This is a genomic window from Crossiella sp. SN42 (genome assembly GCF_023897065.1).
Taxonomy (GTDB): Bacteria; Actinomycetota; Actinomycetes; order Mycobacteriales; family Pseudonocardiaceae; genus Crossiella.
Genome location: NZ_JAMHIV010000022.1, coordinates 18758 through 35611, shown reverse-complemented (window position 1 = coordinate 35611; position 16854 = coordinate 18758). Strand labels below are relative to the sequence as shown.

The following is a 16854-nucleotide window of genomic DNA, read 5'->3' as shown; positions in this document are numbered from 1 at the left end:
TCCTGCTCCGACCCGTCAGGTACTTTTCACGGTCATCGAGAAGCGGTGTAGGTATAGAATCCCTGGCCGCTCTTGCGGCCGACCAGTCCGGCGGCCACCATCCTTTTCAACAATGGGCAGCAACGGAACTTCGGGTCCTGCATGTCGTCGTAGAGCACCTGCAACGAGTCGACGACGGTGTTCAGACCGATGAGATCCGCGGTGGCCAGGGGACCCATCTTGTGGCCGTAGCCGAGGGTGAATATCGCGTCGATCTGTTCAGGTTCGGCGACCCCCTCCTGGACGAGGAACGCCGCCTCGTTCATGAACAGGTGGGACAGCCGGTTGGAGACGAATCCCGGCATGTCGCGCACGACGACCGGCCGCTTGCCCAGCACGCTCACGAAGGCCTCAGCCTGCTTCGTCGTCTCATCGGAGGTGTGGTGTCCACGCACCAGCTCCACGCACTTGATGAGGGGGACCGGATTCATGAAGTGCATGCCGATCACCTCCTCGGGCCGCGCGGCGAGGGCGGCGATCCTCGTGATCGAGACGCAACTGGTGTTCACCGCGATCCGGGAACCCGCCCCACCCACCTCGCGCAGTTCGCGGTGTACCTGCTCCTTGACAGCGACGTCCTCGACGACGTTCTCGACGATCCAATCGGCGCCGGCGAGCACGGCCAGGTCCTCGCCGATCCGGATGCGACCGGGAATCCCCGGGTCGTTCCAGCAAGGCTCGTCCGGTGCCATGAGCCGGTAGCGCCGCACGAGGGTTCGGATGTCGCGGGCCGCCGAGGCCAGGACCCCGGGGTCGTGATCGCAGAGCACCACGTCGTACCCGTAAGCGGCGCAGGTGATGGCCACGTCCTTGCCCATCACCCCGGCTCCGACAATCCCCACCGTCGGCATCGCCATCACCCCCGCCGGGCTGTCGCGGTGCCGGGACCGGGCGTCGCCCGGCCGCCTGGGAATCCTGTTGTGGCCGCCATGGGGTCGAACGGGCGCGCACCGTGCTGCGATCGATCGATCATGTCGGCTCCCCGGGTCGGCGGTTCGATGCGCCCACGATCTGCGGGGCGGCGACCGGCTGAACACCCCTTAATCGCCGAAGAGGGGACCCCAGTCCGGGCCTGGGGTAGGGGTGCTGCCGGAAGATGCGGGATCAGGGATCGTCGCGATGGGACGAGCCTGGTCGGCGACTACGGCGGCGTGCCCGGTGTCACCAGCCGTGGGCACGGTGGCGCGAGTTCGCCACCGTCCGGGGACGCGGACGGAGCGGAGTTCGCGGCAGGTCTGCGAGAGCGCCGCGGCAGGCCGCCACACGAGAGGTCACCGGCCGTCGAGCGCGGACACGGGTGGAGCCGAAACGGCTCCCAGGGCCCGTGGTGGGTTGCCCCACCGTAGAGGTGCCGTCGGATTATCCGGCTTGGCAGCCGTCCACGCCGCGCAGGCGACCCATCTCGTCGGTCAGCAGCTGGGCCAGCGTCGCGCGTCCGGTGACGTTGAGCTTCCGGTAGATACGGGTGAGGTGCTGCTCGACGGTGCTCACCGTGATGAAGAGCTTCTTGCTGATCTGCCGGTTGGTGTGTCCGCGGACCGCGAGTGTCGCGACCTTGCGCTCGGTCTCGGTGAGCGGATCGGTCTGTGGGGCCGGCTGCCCCAGCGGGCCGATCAGTTCAACGAGGAGTGGATCCTCCACCAGAGGCTGGAGGCCGCATGCCCGCGCGAGATCGAAGGCCCGTGCCGCGGCGGAGTGCGCTTCGCGCGCGGCCCCGACCAGCTTGTGCGCGCGGCTCAGCTCCCGTAGGGAGTGCGCGACCTCGACGCGATCGCCGCTGCCGCTGAGCAGCTGCACCGACTCCTTCAGCAGCCCCAGCCGGTCCCGGGGCCGGCAGGTCGAGGCCAGCACGCGCAGGGCGCGCCCTCGGGTACGGGGTGCCTCGCGCCCTGCCCGCTCCAGCTCCAGCGCGGCGAGCGAGCGAGCCACACGCTCGTTGCCGAGCATGAACTGGGCCTCCGCCGCGCTGGTGCGCCACGGCGCGAGGGCCGGTCGGTCCAGTCCTCGCCCGACCATCGTCTGTGCGCAGCGGAAGAACGTGTCCAGCGCCTCGCCCGGCCGCCGACGCGCGATCTGGTATTGGCCGAGCGACCAGAGCAGCCGCAGCCCGAAGTGGGTGTCGAGCAGCGACTCCGACATGGCTGCCCGCAGCAGGTGCTCGGCGCTGTCCAGCCGTCCCATCGCGGTATTGGCCGTGACCGCGACCGACAGAGGGCCGGCGAGTGCCGGGCCCCATTCGCCCGCGGGAAGCATCCGAAGCGCGGTCTCCACCATCTGGACGGCTTCGCGCAGCTCGCCGCGACGCCGCTTGGCCTCGGCCTGCCAGACCAGGCGGCCGGTCTCTCCGGCGAGGGCGCGGCGGCTCGCGACTTCGCTCGGTGACAGGCGCGACCGCGCCACCTGCCCGTCGGCATAGCGGTGGGCCAGGGGAACGAACTGTGCGAACGGTTCGTCGCGGGGTGACAGTCCGCCGGTAGCGTCCGACGACGGATCGGCAGCGTGCAGTGACAGGGCGACAACGCGCGACGACAGCCCAGCAGCCGTGCGCGGCGACGGATCGTCGTGCCGGGACCCCGGTGTCCCTACTGGCGGTGCCGACCGGTCGCGGGTCACTTCGGACGTGGCGTCGTCAGTGTCGAGACCGGGCCGTGCGGGTGCCAGCGCCGCGGATTCCCCATCGGCATCCGGGGACGCCACGGCGGACCCGGCCGCGGTCCCCCGGACGTTGGGACGCAGCCGGTGTCGGCTCTGGGCGGCGCGCTTGCCGGTGGCCGCGCAGTCCGTTGCCTCCCGTTCGGGATGCCGGCCGCCGGCCTCGCCGTCGCGCGGCCGGTCCAGGAGGGCCAGCTCCGCCGGGGTGTCGTCGAGAAGCCATCGCGGCTGGCTCCAGTCGACTGCCTCGACGCCCGCGTTGACGAGTTCGGCGTCGGGCCGGACCAGATGCAGCCCTGTCACCGTTCCCGGGGCGTCTGCCTCGGTGGATCTCTTCCGCGTGCTGCGCTCCACGGCCGCACGGACCGCGGGGTGGCGGAAGCGCCCGCCGTGCAGCAGGCCAGCGCTTTCAAGTTCGTTGACGGCGCACGCGATCTGGTCGGCCCGGGACGGCATGACGGCGACGAGTAACGCCGTGGCGGAAGTCGCGCTGGTCAGCTGCTCGTCGAGCAGCGCGAGGCGATACGCGATGGCGACGGTCGGCGCGCCCAAGCGGTGCAGGTAGGTCAGGTATGCCTGAGCGAACATCGGGCCAGGAGCGACCCGGTCCGTGGGCGAGTGCGCGCAGTGGACGGCAAGTTGGTCGTCGATGACCGCGGTGACCAGGCCAGGATTCCCGCCGGTGATCTCGTGGACCTCGGCCGCGTGCTCAGCGGCCCACGCGCCACCCAGCTCGGCGGCGACCAGGGTGCCGACGGCCGCGGGCGACATCGGCGAGAGCACCAGGCGCTTGCCGGGCAACTGGCCGTCGACGTCGACGCTGCCCGCTGGCAGGAACGGCTGCGCTAGCACGAAAACTACGCGACTGAGGCGGAAGCGACGCTGCAGGTAGGCCAGCGCGGTAAGGGACAGCTTGTCGGCCTCGTGCACGTCGTCGATCATGATCACGACGCGATGGCGCTCGGACTCCACGGTAAGCACGCGGCACAGTTCGTCGAGCAGCAGCGCGTCAGATCGGTGCACGGTCGAGCGGGGACGACCGCGGACCGATGTGGCCCCGTCCGGCGCGAGCCGGTCCACCCCCGCCATGCGGTCGACGAGTTGCGCCGCGGCTGGCGGCAGTCTCGGGTGCGCCATGAGCTGGCGTAGCACACCGAGTCCGATGTCACGCTCGGCCCGCGAGCCGGCGGCGAACAGGACCAGGCCCTCATCGAGTCCCCGGGCGAAGGCGCTGAGAAGCGCGGTCTTGCCAGCACCCCCGGGTCCGGTGACCACGAAGGTGCCGTCGAGCATTCCGCCGGCTGACCGCACCGCATCATTCAGTAGTTCCAGTTCGCGCTCACGCCCGACCAGTTCCACGTGTCCCCCCCGGGTGATCTCATCCGGACAGAAATCCGGAAAGGATCTTCTGCACGGGAATCCCGGCATCTACCCCCGAGATGCCTCGTCCGGCATCTACCCCAAAGATGCCTCGGCGAACAAATTACCTGAATTGGTTAAATTGACCATAGCGCCGTTCGGGGCAGTGTCGCATGCCGCGCTACTAGACCATTCAGACCTGTTGAACCAGCCCTGATTTCTGTATCTGGATGGCCACGCTGACACGGAACGATCAGGGATGACGCTGTTTCGCGAGGCATGTCCGGCGCTGGCGTAGTCGGGGACGGTCATGGGTGCACGCCCCGAGCACCCAATCCCTGACTCAGGAGGCGACAGGAGTCATGGCGCGGCGGTGTGGCACAGCAGCAGTGGTCTCGGGCCGCGACACGACCCGAAACCGCCCACCCGACAGCCTCCCGATACGACACATGGTCAGCGGGTGCGCTGAGGTCAGCGATGACCACTGACTGGCTGCGCTGGAGAACCTCGTGCCATAAGCCATCACCGGGGGTTCGGGCGAACAACGGACTCCTTTACTCGGCCGGTTAAGCTGGAGGCTGACCTCGAAGAACAGGCCGGAGCATGCCGCTCAGTCCTTCCACAGCGTCCCGGCGTCGAGGTCGACGGCGCTCCATCTGTGGTCGCGGATCGAGGCGAGGAACTGTCTCACCTCCGCCTCACTCCAGGGCACCCGCCGCAGCCGCCGCCTTGCGCCGCGCCTCGCGCGGGATCTGCGTGTACCAAGCGATGTTGCGGACGACCAGCCCGCGCCGCGACGCTACGTTCCGCGATGATCTGAAGCGCCCTAGCGTGGGCTGCACGGAACGCACGCTGAGCCCGCTGCCGACCTTCCCGCCGCGCTTGCGACCGGAGGTGAGCATCCAGCTCACCAACTCGTCCGCGTCCTCCTCGGTGACCTCCTGGAGCCGTTTCTCGCCGAGCCGCTCGCGCACCGGCAGCAGGGCGTCGGCGTAGTTGGCGGCGGTGGCCTTTTCAACGCCCACCGTCGTGGACTTCAACCAGGTGTCCAGCCATGCCGACACGGTGGTCTTGTCCGGCCCGACGAACGTCCCCTCGTCGGTCTGGCGCTTGACCTTGGCGTACTCGGCGCGGGCTGCCTTCTTGGTGTCGTAGGTCTTCGTCAACTGCCTACGCTTGCCGGTCGCCGGGTCGCGCCCGATGTCGATCACGAACCGGTACCTCGTCGTACCGTCCTTCAGCTCGATCTTCTCGATCGGGTCCCCCACTGCAGTGGTGCTCCTTCGTTATCGCTCCCCCTCGGGCGAACCCAAAGAGGGCAACAGGCCAAGCTCACGAGCCCTGCGGATGTACCATCACTTGCCGATCTCCGCGTTGGCCTTCGCCGGTGCAGTGGAATAGCCCGTCAGCCTGCCAGCTGCCGCCGTACTGTTGATGCAAGGTCCTTGCGCTTGACTCGCTGGCCTGACTGAAGATGCATGTTCTACTCCGTCGTTTTCGCAGTGGGCTCTGCGTCGAGGGCGAGCAGGTGATGCTCACGTCGCTCCGGTCGTAGCAACTGCTCGATGTGCTCGATGACGCGGCGGGGAAGCGAACAGCGGTCGATCGCAACTCGCCACGCCTCAAGGTCAATGAACACTCGGGGCCGACTACTCGCTGCGAGCTTGCGTTCGAGTTCGCTCAGTTGCTCGTTCAGCCAGACAGCTTGTTCTGCGTCCAAGAGGAATGCCTCTGATCCGTGAATAGGCAATTCCAGGCGGAGCGCTGAGCGCCACTTCTCAGGTTGAGCGACATATTGGGCAAGAACGGGATTACGGTTGTACGAGTCTGCGAACAACTTCTCGAGCGCTGACGGAACCGCGGGGGCGAACGTGAACGTCACATATTTGAGCCACGTCGTATTTCGCCCTGGCCGATAGCCCCGACTCTCGCTCCCGTAGTAGGGCGTGCCGGCGATCTCCCTGCGAGCGTGTTCAGTTGCCGGCACGAGGTTGGCGTAGGACGTGCGCAGGTGTTGAGATGACGTCGTTCTGCCCAGTCGCTGCAACAACCATGCGGCCTGGTCTCGGAGATCTTCCGTCCGGGAGGACAACTCGTTGAAGGCGTGCACGAACCGGTGCCGCTCGGTCGGCGTAACAAGTAGTGCACTCCACGAGGCCTGGGCCTCGAAGTCGTCCACGCCGCCGAAGTAGGGAAGGCCGGTGAGCATGAGATGGATCGGGGCGCTCGCCGGCACAGTTCGGAGTTCCTCCAGGAGGTCGGCGGCAATGCGTCCAGGCACGTGGTGTTCTTCCAATTGCCGACGAACCTGTACCTCGAGGTCCGCCGGCGATGAGTAGGTCAAGTCGACGAGGGCCGGGCGCAGGGCATCCGAGATGTCCTGATAGAGCCACCGCTGCTCGAAGTGGTACTCGAGAGTTGAATCGTGGACTTGCACGACGTGGGCGGTGGATTTTCCTGGCGCTGCGCGTAGCGCCCGACCCGCCACCTGCATGAGGTGGCCGATACTGGAGGAGGGGTACGTGATGACGGCGGCGTCGATGGATGGATCGTCGAACCCCTCACCGACGAGTTGGCTGGTCGCGATGAGAATCCCAGCTGGCCGTGCCGCGAACTCGTCCAGGAATTCTCCCGGTGTGGGCAGGCCGCGACTGTTGGCGTCGCCGTGAACGAAGGCGATGTCATCGCTCACCAGGGGGTGCGAGTCTCTCATCTCCAACTGCTCGAGGAGAGCCCTGTACAGGTTCTCGGCACGCTCGCGCAGCGATACAGCGACGAGTGGCTTCGCGAAGTCGGTGTCAGTCCGCTCGAGCAGGTAGTCCGCAAGATCGCGCAGTCCTCCGGGCGAGTGCCAATCCAGATCCGGCATGTTCTCCGGAGGGTCGAAGACCGGCTCGATGACGCAGCCCCGGCGGAACAGTTCGCGATAGGTGATCGTGTACGTGATCTCGTCGATGCCGATCGGCAGGACGTCTGACCGATTCGGCGTGGCGGTCAGGAACAGGCCCGGAACGCTCTTGAGGTTGAGGATGGGCGCGTAAGAGGACGCCGCAGCGTGGTGCGCCTCGTCCACGATCGCTAGGGACAGCGAGTCGCCGAGGTTCGCCAGGGTCCCGTTGAGGTTGCTCGTCATCGCAAAGTGGACCCGCTCGAAGGCCTGAGTCGCCTCATCGGACCCAAGCCCTGACTCACGCATCAAGGCCTGCAGCGTTCTCCTGGCCTGCGTCTTGAGCAGGTGACGGTGAGTAACCCAGAGAACAGTGCGACTCGGCTCCTGGGCGGTGAGCCACTCAAGGGCGATCCGCAGTGCGATGCGCGTCTTGCCACCGCCGGTAGGCACGATCAAGCCGGCCTTGATAGCGCCCTGCGACAAAGACTTCAGCGATGCCTCCACCGCGTCGTCTTGCCAGGACCAGTCGGGGATCAGGCGGGAGTCCTGCTGGACGGCGACGGCCGGTTTCGCGCTTTCGGGGGCAGTCGCCGCGACGACGCCGACGGGAATGCCAAGCTCGTCGGCCACCGTCGCCAGCGCCTCGCGACGGGACAGTCTGGCGGCGTGGGCCGCCACCATCGAGCGGATGGCGTCCGGGCTGAACACCCACTCCGCGACCGGCGCCTCGGGTTGGAAAGCGGCACAGGCCTGCTCGAGCAGATTCAGGGTCGCGGTGTTCACCCCTCGGGACGGATCGTCGGTAAGGAGTCCATGGATCCGGTTCGGGTAGATGCGCCCCGCCTGGTCGCCCAGGGCCTGGGAGAGGCCCTGGGCGACGGCGTTGACGCTGCCGAGGCGAAGCACCATGTCGGCCAGGCGGTGGATAACCGCCTGCACGCGAGACTCGGTGATGCTGTGGCGGGGCATCAGGCCTCCGAGGCGTCGATCATCTTGATGAACTTGGCCGCCACGTCGCGCACCTGCTCCAGTTGCGGACGCAGGAAGTGCCCCTCAGACGTGAGTTGGCTCGCCGAGAACTCGTTCAGCCGCCGCAACAGGTCGTCCAGGACGGCGTGAGGCTTCTTGGTCGCCTTGTGCATCAGATACTCGGCCTCGACCTCGTGCATGGTCGGCGCCTCGCCCGGGTTCTCCACGTCGAACCGGCTGGCGAACGACGTGCCCTGGGCCTCGTCGTACCGGTTCATCTGGTCCCAGACCAGGATGTTCTCGTGCCGGTAGAAGATGTTCGGATTGGTCTCGGCCTTCTTGGTCCGCGGCTCCTTGAACACCCAGGTGAACAGCGCCGTTTCCCCCTGCTCGGGGATCGCCATGGCGTCCTCGCTGATGCCGAACTTCTGGCGGACCCACGGCTTCTTGGAGATGTTCTCGAACAGGTAGTAGTCGGTCTTGCCGAACGTTTCCCCCTCAGGCAACTCGTCCTCCCACTCGGCGCGGAAGTGGCTGAACCACTTCGCCGCCCGGAGCTGGCGCCTGGTGGTGGTCTCGCCGAGCGAGGCCTCGTGGGCCACGCGCTTGAGGGTCGCGGAGTCCCAGGAGAGGTCCGCTTTCTCGCCGTAGGTGTCGGCGAACAGGTGCTCGTACCGGTTGAGCAGCCAGATGTCCTCGGCGTAGTTGCCCCACTCCTTGGCGCCGGTGATGTGCCGCACGGCGAGGACCCGGGGCAGCTTGTGCTCCAACTCCTCGGGAGTTGAAGCGTCGATGGGCACGATTGACAGGGTCTCGGTGTCGGCGATGACCTGCTCCAGGCGCTGGACCTGCGCCCGGTAGTCCTCGATCTCGCTCTTGGGGTAGCTCGACGCCTTGGCCTCCACGCGCGCGAGCTTCTTGCGTGCCTTCGGCAGGTCGTCGGTACGCAGCCGGTTCAGGGTGACAAGCCGACGGTTGCCCTCCACGATCACCCAGCGCTTCGGGTTGTCCGGGTGCTGCCAGCCGAGCATGTTGTCGATCGGCATCCAGCCCTGGCCGGCGATCGCCTCGGCCAGATCGGCGATGCCGTAGGCCTCGTTGCCGATCTCCTCGAGGATCTGCTTGCGCAGGGTCTCGTCGAAGAGCGCAGCCTCGTCGGCGTAGCCCGGCGCGTCGGACAGCGCGAGGCGTGGGTTGTTGGGGTCGGGGTGGCAGGCCGTGATCGGCACCATGACCGGGGACCGCAGGTACTTCTCCATGATGTTTCTCATCCATGAGTCGTTGTCCTGGAACAGGCCGACACCACCATACCGAAATTTTGAAACAACACGCAACCGCAGTGCCGAAACGGCGGCACACCCCTATGGGTGCCTAAGTCGGCCACACGGCCTGATCTGCGCTTACACTGCTGTGGGTGCGTACTCGCTGATCAGGCCACTGAGGTCTGGCTCGGGGAACGCCGTGGGGGGTCTTCACGACCTGGATGCCTGCGCCGGAGAAGACCGCGTCGAACGAGGCGGTGAACTGGCCGGCCCGATCGCGGATGAGGAATCGGAAGTCTTCTGCCCGGTCGCCGATGCCTATGAGTAGGTTGCGGGCTTGTTGCGTTGCCCAAGGGCTGTCCGGGTTCGTGGTGGTGCCGAGGATGTGATGAAGTCGCAGGCCAACGCGCTCGTGGCCTGCGCGCACAGGAACCGTCGCCAGAAGGTGTCGGTGTCACGCTGGAGCCCAGGCGGCGTTCGCATGCGCATGAGCAACTCGCCCTGGATCCGACGGCAGCCCCAACTGCTGTTGTCCCCCTTCTACGCGATCAGGCGTCGGTGCCATCGCAGGACGGTGCCCGGTGTCATCACTCGGTGATCGCGCACCTAACGGGGGAGTCTGCGATGCGCACAATGCGGCGATCACCGCCGATGACCCACTCCAACCGCGGATGAGGGTGACCCGGCGCAGAACGGCGACTTCGTGCCGCAGCACTAGTAACTCCACGTCCTTGGCCGTTGATGACCGACTGAGCAGACCAGCCAGCCACCGAGCCGGACGAAGATCAGATAGAGCAGTCGTCACCGGCCTGGCCGGTCGAGCGCGAAGATCCGGTGAACGGGCTCGTCCGCCTTGCTCGGTCAGGCCCGCTCCCCTGAGTGGATGAGTCTATGGGCTTGCCCGGATACGTTGTGGTGCCGGTGTGAGTACACGCTGGTCACCGCCGTTTGGCAGCCCGGCCGGGTCGTCGCAGACGACCCAGCTCACGCCTCGTCGCGGCGGAGGGCATTACGGACCTCGCGGCCCGTGTCGGTTCCGCACCCCAGCGCCTCCCGCAGCCGCAGGGCGGATGGGTCGGCGGACAGCTGACTGGCGGCGACCATCCAGCGGGCGTGGTCTATCAGTAGGGCCGCTCGGTCGCCGGTGGTTCCGCGCTATGCCGCTGCGGTGCAGGCGCGTTCTGCCTGTACTTCGGCTTGGTGCGGGCAGGAATAGGGCCTACCGGTAGGCCGTGTCGAGGTCGCGAACGCCGCCCAGATGATTGGCAGCACGGCCACGGCGCCGACCGCGACCAGCGGGCCGACGGCGTGGGCAAGGAGCTACATCGGGTCGAACCGTGCCCAGGAGCCAGCCACACGTCCAGGGTCAGTGTCACCGCCAGCGCCCCGACCAGTGCCGTCAGCGCCGCGGCGGTGAGCACCAGGCGCACCCGCGACGCCTGCCAGGCCCGTGCGGCCGGGTCCTGGGCGAGGATGTGGAGGCGGGCGGCCTCAGCGGCGCGCTTGCGGCTGCGCCGGACTCGATCGGTGTCCACAAGCAGCGGCGCGGCGTCGGCCTGCAATTCCAGCAGGACGTGGACCTCGTCGACCTCGGCATGGAGGTCTCGGGGCCGCTCGGTGGCCGGTGCGGCGGCGGGTGGAGCCGGGTCGGCTGCGGCCGGAGCGTGGGCGGCGACGTAGTTCTCCAACTCGGCCACAGCGCGCTCCACGTCGTCGTCGTTCGGCTCGGGGAAGGGCGTGGAGGTGTTCATCGCTGCACTCTGCAGTCGCCGCCGGGGCAGTCCACGATGTGCCGGATGCGGCGCGCGGCAGCGGCTGCGGCCCGCCAGCAGGTTCGTGGCGTCCCGCAGCCCTTGGGGTGCCCGAAGCTCGGCGGCTCCTTGTAGAACAGGTGCACCCGGCTCATCGGGCGCCCCCGCTTCGCTGTGGCGCACAGCGCGAACATGGCATCGACCGCGTGCGGTCCTCGTCCAGCCACACGGCGTGGGCGCTGACCGGGTCGGAGTCGCGGGCGTCGCACTGCCCGTACACCGGCGGCACCGCCGAGCGCCCGGTAGGGGCGCGCTCGGCGCGGGACGGTTATCTGGACGGTTGCAGGACGGTTTGGGCGTGGTGGTGATGCCCCGACGGTCGCTGCTGACGCCCCCGCCGGTCAGTGGGGCGCCACCCTGACGCCTCTCATCAAGGACTGTGGGCAACCTGGTGGACAGCGCGAGGTTGTAGACCTGGGGCCGTGAGTTGGCTTCCGGGACCTTGGCGTCGCGCACCTGCGTATTGCCCGGCCTGATCAGGCCCAGTTCCTCCAACGAACGCTGGATGGTCCGTCGGGACAGACGGGTGTAGCGCATCATCCGGTCGACCGACGGCAACGCGTCGCGACCATCGGGGTCGGCGTGTTTGGCGAGCGCGATCAGCGTGATCGCCAGCGTCGAGGCGTCCTTGCGGTCAGTGGGGATGAGGGTGCGGTTGAGCAACCGGGTCGATAGCTTCGGTGCTCACCAGGCGCCGCCTGTGGCGCGGGCGCGGTAGAGGAGGCTGGATGGTGCCGACCACCGAGATGTCGTGGGTAGCCAGCCATTCGATGAGGTGTCGGTCGTGCTCGCCCAGTTCGACGCCGTCCAGCGGCTCCAGGAAAGCGGTGACGCGGTTGGCGTGGCGGCGAGCGCGCCACTCTGTTCGGTGGTCTCGTCCGGCTGCTGGCTGTCGAAGGACCCGCTGTCCTCCATGTCGAGGGGTGGCGAAGGCGCTGCAGTGGCCGTCGGAGCGGCGTAGTGGTGTGAGGGAGTGGGTGGTACTCATCGTGAACAGGACCCCTGGCGCTCGGGTCCCGTCTCGCAGGCGTCTCACGGACCTGTTGACACCGGACTCGACCCGCCACAAAGGACCCGACAGGACCACTGTGGATGATTTGGTGCGGGCCCTCAATCGCCCAGTTCGACGGCGCGCTGGGCGAGCGCGTGAAGCTGGTCGCCGGGCAGCGTCGCGCTGCTCTCGGGGAGGCCGTTCGCGGGCCAGCGGACGACGAACAGCACCGGTCCCGCGGGCGGCAGCGGCCGAACGTCCACGGTCTGGCGGAGATGTCGTGGGCCGCGGGTGGCGGCACTCGGGTAGAGCGCGAGGTCGTCGGTGAAGGCCCGGGTCCGCACCGGGTTGAGGCGGTCCAGGGTGGTGGCCTTGCGGCCGTCGGCGTAGCGGAGGCCGAGGTCGAGGCCTGGGGTGACCGGTGCCGGGTCGCGCGGGTGCGGGACGAGGCTTTCCGGGGGTTCCCGGTCGCGGGTGAGCACGGTGACGGCCAGGGACAGCCCGTCCGGCCAGCACCGCACGCTCTCCACCGCGATCAGTGTGCGGGGGCCGCGGAAGACGACATCGGTCACGGGCCACACGGCTGGCACCACCCGGTCGACCGGTGGCGCCCACATGAAGCCGCTGGCCCGCACACCGGGCTCGTCGAAGAAGCTCACCCCACACCCCCTGGGATGTGCGCGATTCACGTGCGTGTCTGGCCCCGCCCGGGGCAGCCTGTGCCAGCCCCACCGGAAGCGGGCGGACCCGTTGCGGTGCAAGGGGCTCGCCGGTTCTCGGTGGGGCCAGGCCTGGCTGGTGCGGGCGGGGCCGTCGTTGTTGCGGTGACCCTCGGCTGACTACACGCGCTCGGCGTCGACCGTGGTCGCGGGTGCGGCGCCGGGCTGCTGGCGGTTCTCGAGCTTGATGCCGCACTTGCCGACCAGGGCGACGCCGGCGCCGATCGTCATCGCCACCGGAGCGGCCAGCGCCGCGACCAGGCCGACGGCCACCGGCACCTCCAGGACCACGTCGTCCTTGCTGTCACGCACGACCACGCGACGGTTGAGGCCTTCGCTGACCAGCCCGCGAACGGCGTCGACCACGGAGTCGGCGGCGGAACGGGTGGACTCGGAGTTGGGCTCGCTCATGATTCTCCTCGTGCTGCGGAACTGCCTGACACGACCATGGTGCCCTCGGCCCGGCGCCCTGCCATCAGGGTTTGTCCCTGACCTCACCTGACTTACCCGCCCCGGTCCTGTGCCAGGGTGGACACCATGACCTGGGATGGCGAGGACTACCAGCGCCGCTTCGACCGCCTGGCCGGCACCGGCACCGACGTGCACGGCGAGGCCGGCTTCGTTCGCTCGTATCGGCCTGGCTCCGTGCTCGACGCGGGCTGTGGCACCGGCCGGGTCGCCATCGAGCTCGCCCGGCACGACATCGACGTCGTCGGGGTCGACGTGGACGCCTCCATGCTCGAGGTCGCCAGGAAACGCGCGCCGCACGTCACCTGGCACCGCCGCGATCTCACGAGCCTGGCCCTCGGCCGCCGCTTCGACGTCGTCGTCATGGCGGGCAACGTCCCCCTGTTCACCCCGGAGGGCACCCAGCAGGCCCTCGTCGCCGGGGTGGCCGGCCACGTCGCGCCCGGCGGCGTGCTCATCGCGGGCTTCTCCCTCGATCGCGGCTACACCGCCGAGGACTACGACGCCCACTGCGCGACTGCGGGGCTCACGCTGGTCGAGCGCTATGCCACCTGGGACCGGAAGCCGTTCACCGGGGGTGACTACGCCGTCTCGGTCCACCGCGGGACATTCGGGCGCTGAGCGGTACTCGCCTTCCAAGCTCGAACGGTTGTTCTCGACGGGACTGGAATCGCGGTGGTCAACGGATCAGCGTCGCCGGTGGCGTCACTGGCGGAGGGCTAGCGCAGAGCTTCGCTGACAGCGCTCCTCAGCGTGACCTGCTGATTGTCGGGGCACACAAGAACGAAGTTGAAGGGAACTTCGCCACCTCCCCATTCTTCGCCGAGTGCGAACGAGTTCGCCCAGCGTCGTCCTGCGTCGTGAACGTTCCGGATCAAAGTGGGCCGATCGAGGGGAGCGCGCGCTAGAAGATGCTCGGCATTGTCGATGATCACCAGGTATGCGCGCGCCGGAAGCCACTTGAGATCGTTGATGCACTCGTCGAAGGCGGGCCAGTTTCGACCGAAGTACTCCGGGAAGCGGAAGCTGCTGGCGAACTGATCGAACAGCTCGTCGACATCGAGCATCCTCATCCCGTCAAGGTGCACCACCAGCGCCGAATCGGGTAGACGCACCGCGTGCAGGCCGTCCGCTGCTGACTCGGCCAACACGTGCACCCACGGGCGTTCACGGGCAAAAACGGAATCAAGAATTGTCACTATTACACCCCGGCAAAAACCTGATAATGGTCCGGAGCGTACCAGATGGACGCGTCAGACCCGAGTGTCGACATGTCTACCCCTCAATCACCGTCAGGACTTTTCGGGCACAGAATTCATAAAAGGCGGATGGACTGCCCGCCGCGAAACCGGCCCGGTGGCTCATCGGCGTTGGCGGGGCAGGCGGATCCGGGTTGTGCACCGCTGCCGCTCCGGCCGGGTCGGCCGGAACTCGTTGAGCCACTCGTGAAAGGCCTCCGCCAGCCGGGGCAGTTCGCGGAGCTCGCCGAGGTGGAAGCCGCGTGCCATGTTCGCCCAGACCACGCCGAACTCGGCTGGGTCGGCTTGGCCGTGTGGGAGGTGGCGGGCGGCGTAGCGGGCGGCGGTCTGTTGCTCCTGGTCCCAGGAGAATCTTGTGCCGGTCACCGCATGGCGCCCAGGTAGGCGGGGACGTGCAGGTCGGCTTCGGTGGCGGACTGGACGTCGGGGATGGTGACGCCGGGGGCGAGCTCGCGCAGGGCCGGGCCGTCGGGGGTGATGTCGATGACCGCGAGGTCGGTGATCACCCGGTGCACGACGCGGCGGCCGGTGGTGGGCAGGGTGCAGGTGCGCACCAGCTTCGGGGTGCCGTCCTTGGCGGTGTGTTCCATCAGGACGATGACCTTCTTCGCGCCGTGCACCAGGTCCATGGCGCCGCCCATGCCCTTGACCATGGCGCCGGGGATCATCCAGTTCGCCAGGTCGCCGGTGGCGGAGACCTGCATGGCGCCGAGCACGGCGACGTCGATGTGGCCGCCGCGGATCATCGCGAAGGACAGCGCGGAGTCGAAGTAGGCGGCCCCTGCCTGGACGGTGACGGTCTCCTTGCCCGCGTTGATCAGGTCTGGGTCCTCGGCGCCGTCGACGGGGTACGGGCCGACGCCCAGGATGCCGTTCTCCGACTGCAGCACGACGTGTTTGCCTGGGGGGAGGTGGTCGGCGATGAGGGTGGGCAGGCCGATGCCGAGGTTGACGTAGCCGTCGTCGGGCAGTTCGCGGGCGGCGCGGGCGGCCATCTGCGCGCGGGTGAGGCTCATCGGGCGGGCACCTCCGACAGGTCGCGGGAACGGGTTTCGGTGGCCATCAGCACGCCCGCGGTGGAGATGATCGCGGCGATGATGACGTAGAGGGCCACCGGGGCGGGGCCGCCGTAGCTGGTGAGCAGGGCGGTGGCGATCAGCGGCGCCAGCGAGCCGGCGATGATGGAGGTGACCTGGTAGCCGATGGAGGTGCCGGAGTAGCGGACGCTGGTGTCGAACTGTTCGGCGAAGAACGCCGCCTGCGGCCCGTACATCGCCGCGTGCGCGATCAGCCCGCCCGCGATGGCCAGGGTGATCAGCCAGGCGTTGCGGGTGTCCAGCAGTGGGAAGAACACCAGCGCCCACAGGCCCATGCCGATCGTGCCCGCCAGGTAGACCGGTTTGCGGCCGAGGCGGTCCGAGAGCGCGCCGAAGGCGGGGATGGCGACCAGGTGCACGACGTTGGCCACCAGCAACGCGTTGAGCACCAGGCTTTTGTCGAGCTTGAGGTGGGTGGTGACGTAGGTGAGCACGAACGCGGTGAGCACGTAGTAGGAGATGTTCTCCACCAGCCGCGCCGCGATGCAGACGCCGATCTCCTTGGGGTAGCGCCGCAACGCCTCCAGCGCGGGCGCCCGCTTCGGCCCGCCCGCGGCCTCGGCCTTCGCGCGGGCCTCGGTGAACACGGGCGCGTCCTCGATGGAGGAGCGGATCCAGTAGCCGAGGATGATCAGCACCGCGGACAGCAGGAACGGGATCCGCCAGCCCCAGCTCTCGAACGCCGCGTCGTCCATGGTCGCGGCCAGGACCGCGAGCACGGCGGTGGCCAGCAGGTTGCCCACCGGGACACCGGCTTGCGGCCAGCTGGCCCAGAACCCGCGGTGCCGGGCCGAGCCGTGCTCGCTGACCAGCAGCACCGCCCCGCCCCACTCGCCGCCGATGGCGAAGCCCTGGACCAGCCGCAGCGCGGTGAGCAGGACCGCGGCCCAGATCCCGATGCTGGCGTAGGTGGGCAGCAGGCCGATCGCCGCGGTGGCCACCCCCATCATCACGAGGCTGACCATCAGCAGCTTCTTGCGGCCCAGGCGGTCGCCGTAGTGGCCGAAGACGAGCCCGCCCAGTGGCCGGGCGACAAAACCGAGGGCGTAGGTGAGGAAGGCCAGCATGGTGCCGACCAGGGGATCGCTCTCCGGGAAGAACAGCTTGTTGAACACCAGCGCGGCGGCGGAGCCGTAGAGGAAGAAGTCGTACCACTCCACGGCGGTGCCGACGAGGCTGGCGGCCAGCACGCGGCCGATCCGGGTCTGTGCTCGCGCTGGCGAGGCGGCGGCAGTGCTCATGCCGCGGAACGCTAGGTCCGGCTCCCCTCGCGAACCAATGTGCGCCGACACATAATGACCTGCTCAGCCATGTGCTCGCCGGACATTGCCGCGGTGG

General features: G+C 68.3%; 14 protein-coding genes and 1 pseudogene. 2 read left to right on the top strand and 13 right to left on the bottom strand.

The features are described 5' to 3' along the window. Positions 1-32: 32 nt before the first annotated feature. The 7 genes and pseudogenes from M8C13_RS25615 to M8C13_RS45820 all read right to left on the bottom strand — a co-directional run. Complete coding sequence (locus M8C13_RS25615; RefSeq protein ID WP_252483245.1) at positions 33-890, bottom strand: 3-hydroxyacyl-CoA dehydrogenase family protein; 858 nt, start codon at positions 888-890, stop codon at positions 33-35. Positions 891-1398: 508 nt separating this feature from the next. Next, the gene (locus tag M8C13_RS25610) at positions 1399-4050 is read right to left on the bottom strand and encodes an AAA family ATPase (protein ID WP_252483244.1); all 2652 of its coding nucleotides are present in this window, start codon (positions 4048-4050) and stop codon (positions 1399-1401) included. Positions 4051-4748: 698 nt separating this feature from the next. Further along, complete coding sequence (locus tag M8C13_RS25605; protein ID WP_252483243.1) at positions 4749-5318, bottom strand: Arm DNA-binding domain-containing protein; 570 nt, start codon at positions 5316-5318, stop codon at positions 4749-4751. A 215-nt stretch (positions 5319-5533) separates the two neighbouring features. Continuing rightward, a complete protein-coding gene (locus M8C13_RS25600; RefSeq protein WP_252483242.1) occupies positions 5534-7909 on the bottom strand; it encodes a DEAD/DEAH box helicase in 2376 nt (791 codons plus the stop codon). Next, entirely contained in the window at positions 7909-9243 is a 1335-nt protein-coding gene (locus M8C13_RS25595; RefSeq protein ID WP_252483241.1) for a ParB/RepB/Spo0J family partition protein, read from the bottom strand. The genes M8C13_RS25600 and M8C13_RS25595 overlap by 1 nt, the downstream gene beginning before the upstream one ends. A 1049-nt stretch (positions 9244-10292) precedes the next feature. Then, a complete protein-coding gene (locus M8C13_RS25590) occupies positions 10293-10922 on the bottom strand; it encodes a hypothetical protein (RefSeq protein ID WP_252483240.1) in 630 nt (209 codons plus the stop codon). A 555-nt stretch (positions 10923-11477) separates the two neighbouring features. Then, positions 11478-11645 (bottom strand): annotated as a pseudogene (locus M8C13_RS45820) (helix-turn-helix domain-containing protein); the annotation flags it as partial. A 121-nt stretch (positions 11646-11766) separates the two neighbouring features. Here M8C13_RS45820 and M8C13_RS25585 point away from each other — a divergent pair. Beyond that, on the top strand, positions 11767-11943 hold the full coding sequence (locus M8C13_RS25585) for a hypothetical protein (RefSeq protein WP_252483239.1): 177 nt from the start codon (positions 11767-11769) through the stop codon (positions 11941-11943). Positions 11944-12092: 149 nt separating this feature from the next. Here M8C13_RS25585 and M8C13_RS25580 read toward each other — a convergent pair whose 3' ends face one another. Together M8C13_RS25580 and M8C13_RS25575 are read right to left on the bottom strand one after the other, a co-directional pair. Then, positions 12093-12632 (bottom strand): hypothetical protein, encoded by a 540-nt coding sequence (locus tag M8C13_RS25580; protein ID WP_252483238.1) that lies wholly within the window; start codon positions 12630-12632, stop codon positions 12093-12095. 180 nt (positions 12633-12812) lie between these two features. After that, complete coding sequence (locus M8C13_RS25575) at positions 12813-13103, bottom strand: DUF4342 domain-containing protein (protein ID WP_252483237.1); 291 nt, start codon at positions 13101-13103, stop codon at positions 12813-12815. A 126-nt stretch (positions 13104-13229) separates the two neighbouring features. Between M8C13_RS25575 and M8C13_RS25570 the strand changes: the two genes are divergently transcribed. After that, entirely contained in the window at positions 13230-13781 is a 552-nt protein-coding gene (locus M8C13_RS25570) for a trans-aconitate 2-methyltransferase (RefSeq protein ID WP_252483236.1), read from the top strand. Between the two features lie 98 nt (positions 13782-13879). On the opposite strand, the gene M8C13_RS25565 is transcribed toward M8C13_RS25570, so the two are convergent. The 4 genes from M8C13_RS25565 to M8C13_RS25550 all read right to left on the bottom strand — a co-directional run bounded on the left by M8C13_RS25565 (position 13880) and on the right by M8C13_RS25550 (position 16757). Next, positions 13880-14359 (bottom strand): barstar family protein, encoded by a 480-nt coding sequence (locus tag M8C13_RS25565; protein ID WP_252483235.1) that lies wholly within the window; start codon positions 14357-14359, stop codon positions 13880-13882. 162 nt (positions 14360-14521) lie between these two features. Next, positions 14522-14785: a hypothetical protein gene (locus tag M8C13_RS25560; RefSeq protein WP_252483234.1), complete on the bottom strand. Its 264-nt coding sequence runs from the start codon at positions 14783-14785 to the stop codon at positions 14522-14524. Beyond that, on the bottom strand, positions 14782-15435 hold the full coding sequence (locus M8C13_RS25555; protein WP_252483233.1) for a 3-oxoacid CoA-transferase subunit B: 654 nt from the start codon (positions 15433-15435) through the stop codon (positions 14782-14784). Before M8C13_RS25555 ends, M8C13_RS25560 begins: the two co-directional genes overlap by 4 nt. Then, the gene (locus M8C13_RS25550; RefSeq protein WP_252483232.1) at positions 15432-16757 is read right to left on the bottom strand and encodes an MFS transporter; all 1326 of its coding nucleotides are present in this window, start codon (positions 16755-16757) and stop codon (positions 15432-15434) included. Before M8C13_RS25550 ends, M8C13_RS25555 begins: the two co-directional genes overlap by 4 nt. Between the last annotated feature and the right edge of the window lie 97 nt (positions 16758-16854).